Origin of the sequence: Daejeonella lutea, assembly GCF_900168015.1 — a bacterium.
In the GTDB taxonomy this organism is placed as follows: domain Bacteria; phylum Bacteroidota; class Bacteroidia; order Sphingobacteriales; family Sphingobacteriaceae; genus Daejeonella; species Daejeonella lutea.
This window is the reverse complement of sequence record NZ_FUYR01000005.1, coordinates 12532-26345: the sequence shown is the minus strand read 5'-3', so window position 1 is coordinate 26345 and position 13814 is coordinate 12532. Positions and strand designations below refer to the sequence as shown.

Genomic DNA, 13814 nt, shown 5'->3' with positions numbered 1-13814 from the left:
CAGGATTTATGGATGCAAGTGTAAAAAAGGCAATGCTCGCTGCATTGCGGCAGTATGCTGCGATAAGCAAAAAAGACAGCGGTGAATTTTACGATAGCCTGGTCAAGGTCTTTGATGATTCCGATGACTACCTGAAAAAGGTGGCTGCTATGGACAGTAAATTCGATGATAATCCGGAATTTGAATCGCTGCGTGAATTATTTTTCGATCTGTTGCTTATCAACTTCTTTAACGAGGATGTACGCAAGCTGGAGGAGGATTACCTGGATTCACCAGAATGGGAAGCAATTGAGGAGAAGACTCTGGACCGCGGCACCGAGCTTTTAAACCTGATGTTATATCTGAAAGAATGCGAAGACGAAGATATTGAGCCTGAACTTGAGGATTTTTTGAAGGAGTTTTTGCTGGTGGATGAAGATGAGTTTCAGGACGAACACAGGATCTATGAAGATATTATCGCGAACCAGATACTAATTGACAGCGATCTGAAAGAAGTAGCACGGGTTGCCAATACACTCCCCGAAGATTCAGAACTGAGAGAATTATTTTATCCGATGATGGGGTTTTTCCGCGACCAGCATCCGGACAACGAAGACTTCGATGAATTTGTGAAATACAGCAAAAATGCTGAATTTGATTCAGCGGTATATGCACTTTTAATATCTTATAATCAACGTTAATAAACTAAACCTAAACTAAACTTTGCAAGAATGGAATTATCACTTGAAAATTTAAATAAGGCTGCCGCAAACAACGGCCTTATAATTGGCATTCTGTCTGCCGTATTCGGTATTATTATCTTTTACGTAGCACCCGCTCTTTTTGGATCGATGTGGTTCGGTATCGCTAACATGATCTTTTTTCTCGTGGTGTATATTTTCTTTACTATAGACCTGCGGAAAAAAGTTGGAGGATACTGGAATTTCAGACAAGCATTAAAAGGAATATTCCTTATGGCTTTTGTCGCTGTTATAGTTGGAGCCGTTGTCAACTATGTGTTTTATAAGTTTGTTGAGCCAGACGCGTTTTCAAAAATCTCCGGTTACATTGAAGAGGGGATGACTAAAACTTTCGAAAATATGGGAATGGATGCAGATGCAGCCGATGCAGAAGTTGCAAAGGCAGTTGAAAGAATGCAAGCCCAGTTTGATCCTACACCACTTCAGATGGTGCAAAATCTCGCCATTGGGATTGGAGTAGCATTTGTTATGTCACTGATTTTCGCTGCAATTTTCAAAAAGGAACCGCCGATCTTTGCTCCGGTTGAAGACGACATAGACTAAAATTCATACAGAATATAATAAGCGGATACTCTTTCAATTGAGGGTATCTGCTTTTTTTTGCATTCCGGAATTCAGTGATTTCAGGCAAATTTATCTGTGAAGTTTGCACCTTCGGCAAAAGAAATCATTATAGATATTCTGAAGCATCAGGGGATGGTGAAAATCTCTGTAAATGATAAAGGGCCAGGTATTCGCAAAGACATGCTTCCGGACTTATTCGATCGGTATTACCGGGTTTATAGCAGCGGAAGTCAATGTTCATGTCTGGGCCCCGGACTTTATATCTGTTTTACTCTTGACATGGTCAAAGACAAATCCGTATTATGAGAAAACTGAGAATCTCTGGAGGACTCCTAAAATTATCTAATCCGATTTTAAACCACTTTATCCTGCATTCCCGGCAGTGCCAGTTTTCGGAAATAATCAGCAGTAAGTTGTGATGTGACAAAATCAACTATCACAGGATAACTTTTAGCTTTATTGATCTCATTTTCATCAACGGTGAATGAGTTGATAATGACGCTGGTTTCGTCGAATGAAGGCAAATATAGCTCTGAAAATTTATCAAGGAATTCCCATCCGTCTACTTTAGGCATATGGATGTCAAGCAAGACAAGCCGCGGGTAGTTTGTTCCGGGTGTTTTCTTAAGTTTGGCGTAATAATCCAGCGCTTCCTGTCCGTCAGCGGCGGTTATTACAGAATCAGTTATTCCTGATTGTAATAACAGTCTTTTCTGAACAAACAGATTAATGCTGTTATCGTTAATGCAAAGTACAGGTATCATAGTAGGTGTAATACAAACTTAACGAATTATCACTTAGTTTTCTCATTTTGTTTTAAATCTATGCTCCACCATTCCCCTGAAAGAATGATCTTCGTTCAGGTCGCGCACCTCAAGTGAGCTGGACGTACTACTGATCTTCTCACCCTTGATGCTAAGTAAAGTTGCCAGACTGCTTGTCGAAATAAAGCTTCCCCGCGAGATGTAGTTTAGGGCAGCGGCAAAACAAGCTTCCTTAGGGTCACCAAAATCATGCGTCACGTCATCCGCGGAATCCCAATCTGGAGCAAATCCTGAGAAGTAGTCTGTTTGTCCGGCAGAATTTATACTGGTGAACATCGAATAATACACATCGTAATTGTTTTCCAGGGTTATTGGAAAAAATCCTACCGGTTTTCCATAGGATGTCTTGCCTACGAGTTTTACATCCATATAAGGACGCAGATTGTTGATCAGCATTTCACTGGCAGAGGCCGTATTTCCGCTGATGATAAAGACAACTTTCTGAATCGAGTTCAGACTGCCAGCCTTTTTGAAATTATAGCTATTATCCTGTTCCCTGTAGCTGTAATCGGCATAAGTCAGAAGCCTGCCATTAGAATACTGGACCTTGTCATTCACGTCAAGCGCAGGCTGATTTTTTAATATGTTGGCACCGCCGCTTTGCATTAATGTGTTGAATTTTTCCCGAAACATAACCTTACCGTTCAGACTTGAAGGAGCTATTAAGTTCGTAAAGTGTTCAGCCGTAGAAACATAACCTCCGCCATTGTATCTCAAGTCGATAACCAGATCGGTAACACCCGTCCCGGCAAACTCTGAAAAAATGGAATTGAGAACGCTGTTTGAATTGCTCGCGCTTGAAAACCTGGCATAAGCCACATAACCAACCTTTTTGCCATTAGTGGATATTATTGTGTCTTTGAAAACCGGACTGCTTTTATACGAAGTTCTACTTAGCGTTACGTCAAATGTGGTACCGCTGTTCTTTTTGCCTGTAAGCCTGACTGAACTGCCACTTACCGCATTGTTGATCAGTGTTGCCTCACTATTGTAATTATTTCCCACGGCAGTATTATTAATTCTGGTGATGATATCACCGCGTGAGAGTCCGGCACGATCTGCGGGTGAACCTTCGCTAACAGACTTAACCCGTACTTCATAAGAAGAGGACGTCCCAATCGCTGAAAAAGAGATCCCCGTATCAAAGCCGTTTCCTTCGATGTCGACTGAACCCTGCAAATCAGGAAGGTATGCAACCGGGTTGGCAGCACCCTGATCCTTTATGTAAGAATATTTCGCATATCCTGCGTTTCCCCCATTGCTGTTTCCAACAAATTCATAGGGCTTTCCCGTTGCAGGGTTTATGCTGTATTGACTCAGATTGAACAAAGCCATCTGGTAGGATGAAATATTTGAACCGCTTGTGTAACTCCTTGGGTTAAAAACGTCATAACCTGGAATTGCGTCGTTCCAATAGTAAACTTCTTTTGCGTATAGAAATAACGAATCAAGGGTAAGTTGTCGTCGGGTGCCATTTGCCGGTGCAGTCGTTGTACCGGTAGAAGTCGGTGTTGTTGGTTGTGTTGTTATTGCAGGTTCTTTTTTACAGGCTGCAAATAGTATCAGGAGGGTAAACAGACCGAAGAAATTTTTCATGTATAATGGTATTGCTAATGTTCTGATACTAAAATAAAAGTGGATTATGAAGATAAAATGAAGTTCCAATTCTCATCCATATACGGATGTTGTTAGTGTTTGGATTTAAGAGTCATTTCTGGGTCCGTGATACGTAATTAGAATAACGGTTCTGAGTGTTCAGTCTGTTCTGAGAGCATAATATTTAAGAGCAATTTTACAATTGGGCAACAATCGGCGCTTTAAGCAGGCGAACTTGCGCCAGGGGTGAGTCGACCATCCATCCAGTTAGACGGCACCCGATAACTTGTAATTTTAAGCATTCCGAAAGAAAACTATATATTCCGACCTTTTTTGATGAAATTTGCTCCTTAGAAATCCTGTTTATACAATATGTCGCTGTTAACTTTCTACTGTCAACGTCCCCTGTCAACCGTCAACCGTCAACCGTCAACTGAAAAATGAACATTTCTGTAGTCGTCCCTTTATTAAACGAGGCTGAATCATTGCCTGAATTGACGAGCTGGATCAGCCGCGTTATGGATGCTAATGGTTTTACTTATGAAATTATCCTGGTTGATGATGGAAGTAACGACGGTTCGTGGGAAGTAATTGAGTCCCTGAAGCAAAACCTGCCGAATATCGTAGGCATTAAATTCCGTAGAAATTATGGCAAGTCGGCTGCGTTAAATGTTGGCTTTGAAGCAAGTAAGGGTACCGTAGTGATAACGATGGACGCCGACCTACAGGATAGTCCGGATGAAATACCAGAGCTATACAGAAAAATCACGGAAGATAAGTTTGACCTTGTGTCGGGCTGGAAGCAGAAGAGGCATGATCCCCTGAGCAAAACTATTCCAACCAAAGTTTTCAATTTTTTCACCCGCAAGATGTCGGGAATACATAACCTGCACGATTTCAATTGCGGACTGAAAGCCTATCGGAAGGACGTTGTGAAAAATATCGAGGTGTATGGCGAAATGCACAGATATATCCCTGTGATTGCAAAATGGGCAGGATTTACTAAAATAGGTGAGCAGGTCGTAGAACATCGTGCAAGGAAATATGGAACTACAAAATTTGGGTTAAGCCGCTTTGTGAATGGTTTCCTGGATCTGCTTTCGATATTTTTTGTGGGTAAATTTGCAAAGCGTCCTATGCACTTTTTTGGCACAATGGGAGCATTGAGCTTCCTTGCCGGACTTTTTATAGCAGTTTGGTTAATCGCTGAAAAGCTTATCGACATTTCTCATAACCTAAAATACCGAAATGCTACCGATCAACCTTTATTCTATATTGCCCTGGTCGCAATAATTGTTGGCTTCCAGCTTTTCCTTACCGGATTTGTAGCTGAACTGGTTTCAAGAAATTCCCCGGAACGGAACTCGTACCACATTGAGAAAACTGTTTAGTCAACTGTCAACCGTCAACTGTCCACTGTCACCATGTTTTTCTCTATCATAATACCGCTTTATAACCGTCCGCAAGAAATAGACGAATTACTGTATACGCTGACAAAACAGACGTACCTGCAATTTGAAGTTTTAGTTATTGAAGACGGTTCGGTAAATGGTGCGAAAGATATTGTGAAATCCTATTCGGAGAAGCTCGATATCAGCTATTATTTTAAGGATAATGAAGGGCAGGGCTTTACAAGGAATTATGGTTTCGCCCGCGCAAAAGGCGATTATTTTGTTGTTTTTGATTCCGATTGCCTCATTCCTGAAGACTATCTGGAAACAGTTAAGGACTTTTTGCTGGAACACCAGTTAGACGCCTATGGGGGGCCAGATGGTGCACATAGCTCTTTTACACCGATTCAAAAAGCAATAAGTTACTCTATGACTTCGCCGTTTACCACTGGCGGGATCAGAGGAAATAAAAAACACATCGGCCAATTCCATCCGCGGAGCTTTAACATGGGGATCTCCCGGGAAGTTTGGGAAAGAACTGGCGGCTATATTCTTACCAGGCTAGGGGAAGACATTGAATTCAGTATCCGCATACAATCACTTGGCTTTAAAATTGGCCTAATCCCGGGCGCTATTGTATATCACAAAAGGCGTACTAGTTTCAAACAGTTTTATAAGCAGGTACATTTCTTTGGCCGTGCCAGGATCAATATATACAAACACTTTCCTTCGGAGCTAAAGCTTGTGCATTTTTTTCCGGCATGCTTTACAATTTTTCTGTTTTTAGGCTTGATTTTAAACCTTTTAAAACATCCGCTGGCAGCATTTTGTAATACTATGCTGGGTTTATGGGTATTGTTAATATTTTTCCACTCACTGGCAGTGAACAGATCAGTAAAAGTTGCATTTTTGAGCATCTTTGCTTCATTCATTCAGCTTGCCGGGTATGGGCTGGGTTTTATACAGGATTTTTGGAAGCGGATAATTTTAAGGAAATAATTTATGGATAGGGCGGTAACGGTCAAGCAGGTTTTTTGGGATTCGTGGGCATTAGCGAAGGATAATATATGGGTATTGCTCGGGCTGACTGTGTTTCAGTTTGCCATAATTTTCATCATTTCAATGCTTTCCCTGGTATTAGGCAGCGCCAGTCCATTGATTCTTTCTTTATTTGACGCATTCTACACGGTGGCTTTCTACCAGATATTTTTCAAGTTGATTGATGATCCTAAAGATGCGTCGTTCCCCGATGTTATACCGAATTTGGTTAAGGCATTCAATTTCCTCATTGTTAAGCTCATCATCAGCCTGGCACTGGTTTTTGTTATCGCGATTATAAGCACGATATATTTCTATGATACCCCTCAGATTGAGATAGACAAAGAAAACCCCTTTAGCTGGGAGATGCTGCCTATTTTTGTTCTGATCTCGATCCCGATAACCTACTTAACAATACGCCTTTGTTTCGTGGTGGCATTTATTGTTGATCAGGAATCAGGATCATCTGAATCGATCAGTCAGAGCTGGACATTAACAAAAGGCCATTTCTGGTTTATTTTCAGGTTGTTCCTACTCATGCTGGCTGTTAATATTTTAGGGGCCATGGCCTTTGGTATAGGCACCCTGTTCAGTGTCCCCTTTTCAAGTATCATCCTGATCATAGCTTACCGCCACATGGTGAACAGCTATGCCGACGAAGAGGAGATATTGCTCGATGATGTAGAAGAGAATAATGGGAATTAAGTCTGCCTTAGCTAAGCCGCTGGCTGCCTTGGTTGTTATGCGGATCAATAAGTGGAAAAACAATCCGCTTGCAGCCCAGGAAAAGGTTTTTGCGAAGCTTCTGAAAAAAGGCAAAGATACCGCCTTTGGTCAAGACCATTCTTTTTCAGCCATACGGACCTACGAAGATTTCAAAAAAAATGTGCCTGTCCGCGACTACGAAGGCCTGAAACCCTACATCGAACGTGTTGTCAAAGGGGAACGTGATGTACTTTGGCCCGGCAAACCTAAATATCTGGCGAAAACCTCAGGTACAACCTCGGGCACAAAATACATTCCCATTTCAGATGATTCGATGCCCGAACATGTCAGGGGCGCACAGAATGCTATGTTCTGCTATATTCATGAAACAGGCAAAGCAGAATTCCTGGATGGGAGGATCATTTTCCTGCAGGGCAGTCCAGTAATGGAACATAAGAACGGTATAGCCTTCGGCCGTCTTTCGGGGATAGTTGCCAATCATGTTCCTGCTTATCTGCAGAGGAACCGGCTTCCTTCATTTGCGACGAACAGCATTGAAGATTGGGAAGAAAAGGTAGAGGCAATCGTTGCGGAAACAATTAACGAAGATATGCGCCTTATATCGGGCATTCCACCATGGGTGCAGATGTATTTCGACCGCCTGTCGGCACATGCTGACGGTAAGAAGATCAAAGACATTTTTAAGAATTTTTCTCTTTTTGTTTATGGCGGTGTGAATTTTGAGCCCTATCGTGCCAGGCTGGAGGAAAGCATTGGGAAGAGTATCCCTTCAATTGAGACCTACCCTGCTTCTGAAGGCTTTATTGCTTTCCAGGATTCCCAGACGGAGAAAGGATTGCTATTGATTCTGAATTCAGGGATATTCTATGAATTTATTCCCTCTGAAGAATATTTCAACGAGAATCCTACCCGAATTTCGCTCAAAGATGTAGAGCTCGATAGAAATTATGCCTTAATAATGAATACAAATGCCGGCCTTTGGGGATACAGCATCGGCGACACCGTTAAGTTTGTCTCAAAAGATCCATACCGGATAATTGTTACCGGCAGAATTAAACATTATATTTCGGCTTTTGGTGAACATGTGATAGGGGAGGAAGTTGAATCGGCAATACTATCGGTTGCGAAGGATGAGAACCTGGAGATAACAGAATTCACGGTGGCGCCGCAGGTAAACCCTCAGGAAGGAAGTCTTCCTTATCATGAGTGGTATGTGGAGTTTGCTAAGCCGCCCGATGACTTAAAGGCATTTAGTGCTAAAGTGGACAAATCTTTGCAAGCTTTGAATTCGTATTACTTTGATCTGGTGGAAGGGAAAGTTTTACAGCCGCTTATTATGCACGCCCTTCAAAAGGACGCATTCAGGGAATATATGAAGTCGCAGGGTAAATTGGGCGGGCAAAATAAAGTTCCCAGACTGTCGAACGACAGGATCATTGCGGATGAGCTGCACAGAATGCTTAACGACAAAGAATAGTGAACGAAGATCAACAGATTAAAAATATAGCCATCCTGGGCTCCACCGGCAGCATTGGAACCCAGGCTTTGGAAGTTATCCGTCAAAATCCGGGTCGCTTCAGGGCCTTTGTGCTTACCGCCCAAAATAACGCCGATCTGCTCATTGCCCAGGCAATCGAATTCAAACCGGCCTATGTAGTTATCGGAAGTCGTGAGAAATATGAAGACCTTCAGTTTACCCTTCATCCATACGGCATAAAAGTGCTATGTGGTATTGACGATATGTGCGAGGTGGTCACTCACTCGGATATTGCTATTGTACTGACCGCAATGGTTGGCTTTGCCGGACTAAAGCCCACGCTTGCGGCGATTAAAGCGGGCAAAGACATTGCATTAGCGAATAAGGAAACACTGGTGGTAGCCGGAGACTTAGTAACGAGCCTTGCCAAAAAGCATAAGGTCAGGATCCTTCCAGTAGATTCTGAACATTCAGCGATATTCCAATGCCTTGCCGGAGAGGATTTAAATCCGATTGAAAAGATCTATCTCACAGCATCCGGCGGACCTTTCAGGGGAAGGGATTTAGCATTCCTGGCATCCATAAGCAAGAAGGAAGCGCTGAAGCACCCGAATTGGGTAATGGGTGAAAAGATCACGATTGATTCAGCCTCGCTCATGAATAAGGGCCTTGAGGTTATAGAAGCAAAATGGCTTTTCAACCTCGAGGTTTCTCAAATTGACGTGATCGTGCACCCTCAGTCAATTGTTCATTCTATCGTTCAGTTTGAGGATGGATCAATGAAAGCTCAGATGGGTTTACCTGATATGAAGCTGCCGATTCAGTACGCTTTAGCGTATCCGGAAAGGATTCAGAATAATTTCCCGAGATTTAATTTCATAGACTTTCCAAATCTTAGCTTTGAACAGGCTGACAAAAAGACGTTCAGAAATCTGGCGCTGGCGTTCGAAGCACTCAATACCGGAGGAAACATGCCATGCGTTATCAATGCAGCTAATGAAGTTGTTGTGGCTGAGTTTTTGAACGACCGTCTTGGATTCCTGCAGATGAGCGATGTCATTCAAAATTGCATGTCTGAAATATCTTTCATTGGTGAACCAACGCTGGAAGATTATCTGGAAACCGACAGGCAAACCAGGGCTTATGCGCAGGACCTGGTAACAAATAAGAAGTATTAATATCTAAAAAATAAAATAGAGAATAAGGCATGGATGGATTAGTAATGACAGGTCAGCTGTTACTTGGGTTATCAATTTTAATCATATTACACGAAGCAGGGCACTTTTTAGCCGCCCGTGCTTTTGGCATTCGGGTAGAGAAATTCTATCTCTTCTTTGATGCCTGGGGATTTAAATTAGTCAGCTTCAATTATAAAGGTTGTGAATACGGTATTGGATGGCTTCCTCTTGGAGGCTACGTGAAGATATCCGGTATGATCGACGAATCGATGGACACTGAACAATTATCGGGTCCCCCGCAGCCCTGGGAGTTCCGTTCCAAACCGGCATGGCAGCGACTAATTGTCATGCTTGGCGGTGTAACTGTGAATATTGTCCTTGGTATTTTCATATTCTGGATGCTTACTTTAAGCAATGGCGAGACATTCGTACCGAATGATAAAATTCCTTATGGCATAGCACCAGGGATAATTGGCCGTGAAATTGGCTTGCAGAATGGCGACCGTATCACCGAGGTGAACGGCAAGCCTGTAAAGCGCTTTGAAGAACTGACGAGCTCAAAAGTATTGCTGGGTAATACTGAACTTACTGTTAAGCGTGGCGAAGAGACTAAAAATATTCACGTTCCGGGAGATGTTCTTGAGAAAGTATCAGATCTGGGCATCGGGCAGTTTGTAGAACCGCGTGTAAAAATTTCCGGAATTTCGATGGTTGAGCCCGGTGGAAATGCAGAGAAAGCAGGGGTCAAATTAGGGGACAGTATCCTGGCGATCAATAATACTCCAGTTACGTTTTATGACGAATTCAAGCAGATAGTTGTTGCGAACAAAGGTAAGCAGGTCGCCATTACAGTAGCAAGAGACAATAAAACTGTTCAGATTCCAACCAAAGTTACCCCTGAAGGTACTGTTGGAGTTTATATCCCGCTGTATCATGACATCCCCCTGGAAACTGTAGAATACGGATTCTTGGAATCCCTGCCTGTAGGTGCGTCTCGCGCATGGGGTTCCTTTATGGATAATGCAAAAGGTCTTGGTAAAGTAGCATCCGGTCAGGTTAAGGCTAATAAGGCCTTTACAGGACCTATAGGTATCGCAACCATGTTCGGGTCTACCGTTAACTGGGTTAAGTTCTGGAGCCTTGTAGGATTACTTTCTATGGCACTTGCGCTGATGAATCTTTTACCTATCCCGGCGCTTGATGGCGGGCATGCAATTTTCCTCCTTATCGAAATGGTTAAAGGCAAGCCGCTTGGTGACAAGTTTATGGAACGCGCACAAATGGTGGGATTCGTGATCCTTATTACCTTAATGGTGTTTGTGTTTGGGAATGATATTATTAAGCACGTAATTAATTAGTGGACAGTTGACGGTTGACAGTTGACAGTTGACGGTTGACGGTTGACAGTTGACTGTTGAGAGTTGACGGTTGAGAGTTGAAAGGTGAAAGTTGAAAGCGGCAGACCGGTTTTATGAGTTGAGTGTCTGGATGATATGCGAGTCGTTGCGAAAAAGAAGTCTCCGCCTGGATCTTATGAATCCTATAATCCTATGAATCTTAGTCCAAATCCAGCCATCCTATTATCCTACGAATCCTACTCATGACAAAAAGTTCCCAATCCTATTTCGAGTTTTACGATCTCCCTCTATCTTTCCAGATCGATGAGGCCCAGCTGAAGAAGAAATTCTACGCTTTAAGTAAGGAATACCACCCTGATTTTCACGCGAATGAATCACAGGAGAAGCAGGATGAGATATTAGAGTTGTCAACAATTAATAACAAAGCGTATAAGGTGTTATCGGATCCACTCAAGCGGATCGAGTACATCCTTGAACTTCATGATCTTATTGCCGAAGGCGATAAATACACCCTTCCCCAGGATTTCCTGATGGATATGATGGATGTGAACGAGGCTTTGATGGATATGGAATTTGATCCTGATCCGAGCAGGTTAATGACGATTACTTCTGAAGTTGATCAGCTTGAAGCAGCTCTATTCGATGAATTGAAACAGTTAACTGACAAATTCGACGCTAATGGCGGTTCAGATCGTAAAGAAATTCTCGAAAAGGTTAGGGATATCTGGTATCGAGAAAAGTATCTGATGCGGATACGCACGAGCATCGATAAACTTCGCGCGAAAGGCTAGTCCTTACGGGAAAGACTTTTGATTATTATACTCGAAGATGAGGGTCCGTTCATCCTTCGATTCGGCCCATAACACTTGTGGAAAATTCAAGTATTATACACTAAGTCTTTAAATTTACCCTGGTAGTGCTTTGTTCGACAGTTCTTCGAGACAGGTTCGAGACAGGTTCGGGAAGCGTTCGGGAAGTGTTCGGCTTTTCTTCGAGTGTTGTTCGAGTGTTGTTCGACTGGAGGGGTGTTTTGTCGAAGCTCAGTCGAACAACACTCGAAGCGCGGTCGAACAACTTCACCCTTTTTCCCGTATCTGTCTGCCATCATTCTTTGAAAAGGCTTCCAAAATGTCCGTTCTAAATGCAAAAAACGACATTTTAGAAAATTTAGCTCAAAATAAGCGTTTTGGTGGTAAGCGCGGCGTCAGACATACATTTTGCCCCTGCGAGCAATTGCTTTCAACAGGCGGTTTTATTTGCCCCTTAAACGACAAGCTTTTGGTCCACATGTCAGCCTCCAAAAATCTAATTCCTGGACAAAGGAGAGGCTCGGAGTTTTTGTCCAAGAAGGTGAAGCTTTATCAGCCCAATAGTATCGATGAGTTGGTCAAGCAGAAAAACCGCCAGAAATACACTTAGCCATACACACTAAGTATCGATCATAATAAATATAATGGTCACCGATTTTACTATTATTTTTCGCGTCTTCGATAATTTCAAAAAAATTTCTAAGTTTGCAACCCGTTAACGACTTAACGGTGGGCACGCCGCCCAGACGTAAAACCTGCCTACCGGCAGGCAGGCTTACAGGTTGTACGTTAAACTTTCAAAATGCCCAGCTGGCGGAACTGGTAGACGCGTCGGTCTCAAACACCGATAGGAAACTGTGCCGGTTCGATTCCGGCGCTGGGTACGAAGCCTTAGATTAAATCTAAGGCTTTTTTTATTGGGCACAGACGGTTTCTACCGATAGCTATCCTTTATTGGCCCGGTAGGAAACCTTAGAGAAATTCAAGCCTTTTTGATGCCGCAGCATATCTCTTTGGATACTACCGATCCATTAGCACCTATTATAACATCCTTTATATACAGGTAAATAAATTACCCTCCGGTAGATTAATGATTTGCCTTATGGCTTTATGATTTGAATTGAATAACTTGGACAAAGTGATCTGACTGTTTGGACTTCCGTGAAAAAGGAAATGTAAATTACTGTAAAACGCATTGTAAAGTTTTTTTGGATATGAACTTACGTTATTTGTATGCCGCTCTTATTGCGCTCTCCGTTTTCTCTACGGCGATATTGTATGTTGGAAAGTCTGACGAGTATGAGCGTTCAAGGGAGCTAATAGCGTTCAGGCAAGTGGGACATCAGATTCTGCTATCTGCAAACGACTCCAGTTCAAGAGTGCTTCCTGTGAGTATTTCGTCGTCAAATCAATACCAGCTTGAATTTGAGCATGCTTTCGCGATTGTGCCAGACTCGCTGGTCAAGTCAGTTAACAGGGTGATGCAGAAAAATAAGATTTCAACTGATTATGTGGTTAATGTGTTGGACTCAAAAAGTAACAAGCTCGTCTACGGTTTTGCCATCTCAAGGACTAGCGACAACATTGTGCCCTGTATGGGTCGCGTATTGCCCGAAAAAAAGTATAAAATAAACATCATACCTGAAGCAAAACCAACGTCAATCGTTGCCCGGAATAAATTCCCTCTTTTTGCCTTTTTTCTACTTATTAGTATCAGCGGAGCGACATTTTTCAGCCGTCGTAAAAATACTGATCGTATAGCCGGCGCTTCCGTTTTGCAGTCGAGGCCAATTCTTATAGGCGAATACTCTTTCTATCCTGATAGTTTGCTATTAATGCACCACCACACACCTTTCGTCCTGACACCCAAGGAGAATAAACTGCTGCGAATTTTTGCAGGAGATATTAACAAGATAATTGATAGAAATCAGTTATTAAAAAAAGGCTGGGAAGACGAAGGTGTCATTACCCAACGAAGCCTGGATATGTACGTGTCCAGGCTAAGAAAGAAATTGGTGAATGACGCTTCAGTCAAGATCACAAACGTTCACGGCAAAGGCTACCTTTTAAGTACAAAATCCTGATCGCTAAAACGCTTTAGCTTTATCTATTA

13 protein-coding genes and 1 tRNA gene are annotated in these 13814 nt (G+C 42.6%); 12 read left to right on the top strand and 2 right to left on the bottom strand.

What is annotated here, in order from left to right:
* Nucleotides 1-8: 8 nt before the first annotated feature.
* The 3 genes from B5X60_RS16110 (at nucleotide 9) to B5X60_RS16100 (ending at nucleotide 1610) form a co-directional block, all read left to right on the top strand.
* Complete coding sequence (locus B5X60_RS16110; protein WP_079703764.1) at nucleotides 9-680, top strand: hypothetical protein; 672 nt, start codon at nucleotides 9-11, stop codon at nucleotides 678-680.
* 30 nt (nucleotides 681-710) lie between these two features.
* Nucleotides 711-1283: a DUF4199 domain-containing protein gene (locus tag B5X60_RS16105; RefSeq protein ID WP_079703763.1), complete on the top strand. Its 573-nt coding sequence runs from the start codon at nucleotides 711-713 to the stop codon at nucleotides 1281-1283.
* Between the two features lie 96 nt (nucleotides 1284-1379).
* Nucleotides 1380-1610 (top strand): ATP-binding protein, encoded by a 231-nt coding sequence (locus B5X60_RS16100; RefSeq protein ID WP_079703762.1) that lies wholly within the window; start codon nucleotides 1380-1382, stop codon nucleotides 1608-1610.
* A gap of 47 nt (nucleotides 1611-1657) precedes the next feature.
* On the opposite strand, the gene B5X60_RS16095 is transcribed toward B5X60_RS16100, so the two are convergent.
* Together B5X60_RS16095 and B5X60_RS16090 are read right to left on the bottom strand one after the other, a co-directional pair.
* Entirely contained in the window at nucleotides 1658-2068 is a 411-nt protein-coding gene (locus B5X60_RS16095; RefSeq protein WP_079703761.1) for a response regulator, read from the bottom strand.
* A 42-nt stretch (nucleotides 2069-2110) separates the two neighbouring features.
* Nucleotides 2111-3724 (bottom strand): S41 family peptidase, encoded by a 1614-nt coding sequence (locus B5X60_RS16090; protein WP_079703760.1) that lies wholly within the window; start codon nucleotides 3722-3724, stop codon nucleotides 2111-2113.
* Nucleotides 3725-4164: 440 nt separating this feature from the next.
* Between B5X60_RS16090 and B5X60_RS16085 the strand changes: the two genes are divergently transcribed.
* From B5X60_RS16085 to B5X60_RS16040, 9 genes are all read left to right on the top strand, one after another.
* Nucleotides 4165-5115 (top strand): glycosyltransferase family 2 protein, encoded by a 951-nt coding sequence (locus tag B5X60_RS16085; RefSeq protein WP_079703759.1) that lies wholly within the window; start codon nucleotides 4165-4167, stop codon nucleotides 5113-5115.
* A 33-nt stretch (nucleotides 5116-5148) separates the two neighbouring features.
* Nucleotides 5149-6114, top strand: coding sequence for a glycosyltransferase (locus B5X60_RS16080; RefSeq protein WP_079703758.1), 966 nt, complete (start codon nucleotides 5149-5151; stop codon nucleotides 6112-6114).
* 3 nt (nucleotides 6115-6117) lie between these two features.
* A complete protein-coding gene (locus B5X60_RS16075; protein ID WP_079703757.1) occupies nucleotides 6118-6858 on the top strand; it encodes a glycerophosphoryl diester phosphodiesterase membrane domain-containing protein in 741 nt (246 codons plus the stop codon).
* Entirely contained in the window at nucleotides 6848-8356 is a 1509-nt protein-coding gene (locus B5X60_RS16070) for a GH3 auxin-responsive promoter family protein (RefSeq protein WP_079703756.1), read from the top strand. The genes B5X60_RS16075 and B5X60_RS16070 overlap by 11 nt, the downstream gene beginning before the upstream one ends.
* The gene (locus B5X60_RS16065; protein ID WP_407641470.1) at nucleotides 8356-9534 is read left to right on the top strand and encodes a 1-deoxy-D-xylulose-5-phosphate reductoisomerase; all 1179 of its coding nucleotides are present in this window, start codon (nucleotides 8356-8358) and stop codon (nucleotides 9532-9534) included. Before B5X60_RS16070 ends, B5X60_RS16065 begins: the two co-directional genes overlap by 1 nt.
* Nucleotides 9535-9563: 29 nt before the next feature.
* A complete protein-coding gene (gene rseP / locus B5X60_RS16060) occupies nucleotides 9564-10892 on the top strand; it encodes an RIP metalloprotease RseP (protein WP_079703755.1) in 1329 nt (442 codons plus the stop codon).
* A gap of 242 nt (nucleotides 10893-11134) precedes the next feature.
* Nucleotides 11135-11683: a Fe-S protein assembly co-chaperone HscB gene (hscB, locus tag B5X60_RS16055; RefSeq protein ID WP_079703754.1), complete on the top strand. Its 549-nt coding sequence runs from the start codon at nucleotides 11135-11137 to the stop codon at nucleotides 11681-11683.
* Nucleotides 11684-12505: 822 nt separating this feature from the next.
* Nucleotides 12506-12585, top strand: a tRNA-Leu gene (locus B5X60_RS16045).
* 330 nt (nucleotides 12586-12915) lie between these two features.
* Nucleotides 12916-13785, top strand: a complete 870-nt coding sequence (locus tag B5X60_RS16040; protein ID WP_139377513.1) for a helix-turn-helix domain-containing protein — start codon at nucleotides 12916-12918, stop codon at nucleotides 13783-13785.
* Nucleotides 13786-13814: the final 29 nt, after the last annotated feature.

Coding starts and splice junctions, on each gene's coding strand:
- B5X60_RS16075 (WP_079703757.1), top strand. CDS start 6,118: ATGGATAGGGCGGTAACGGTCAAGCAGGTTTTTTGGGATTCGTGGGCA.
- B5X60_RS16105 (WP_079703763.1), top strand. CDS start 711: ATGGAATTATCACTTGAAAATTTAAATAAGGCTGCCGCAAACAACGGC.
- B5X60_RS16040 (WP_139377513.1), top strand. CDS start 12,916: ATGAACTTACGTTATTTGTATGCCGCTCTTATTGCGCTCTCCGTTTTC.
- B5X60_RS16085 (WP_079703759.1), top strand. CDS start 4,165: ATGAACATTTCTGTAGTCGTCCCTTTATTAAACGAGGCTGAATCATTG.
- B5X60_RS16070 (WP_079703756.1), top strand. CDS start 6,848: ATGGGAATTAAGTCTGCCTTAGCTAAGCCGCTGGCTGCCTTGGTTGTT.
- B5X60_RS16110 (WP_079703764.1), top strand. CDS start 9: ATGGATGCAAGTGTAAAAAAGGCAATGCTCGCTGCATTGCGGCAGTAT.
- hscB (WP_079703754.1), top strand. CDS start 11,135: ATGACAAAAAGTTCCCAATCCTATTTCGAGTTTTACGATCTCCCTCTA.
- rseP (WP_079703755.1), top strand. CDS start 9,564: ATGGATGGATTAGTAATGACAGGTCAGCTGTTACTTGGGTTATCAATT.
- B5X60_RS16095 (WP_079703761.1), bottom strand. CDS start 2,068: ATGATACCTGTACTTTGCATTAACGATAACAGCATTAATCTGTTTGTT.
- B5X60_RS16080 (WP_079703758.1), top strand. CDS start 5,149: ATGTTTTTCTCTATCATAATACCGCTTTATAACCGTCCGCAAGAAATA.
- B5X60_RS16090 (WP_079703760.1), bottom strand. CDS start 3,724: ATGAAAAATTTCTTCGGTCTGTTTACCCTCCTGATACTATTTGCAGCC.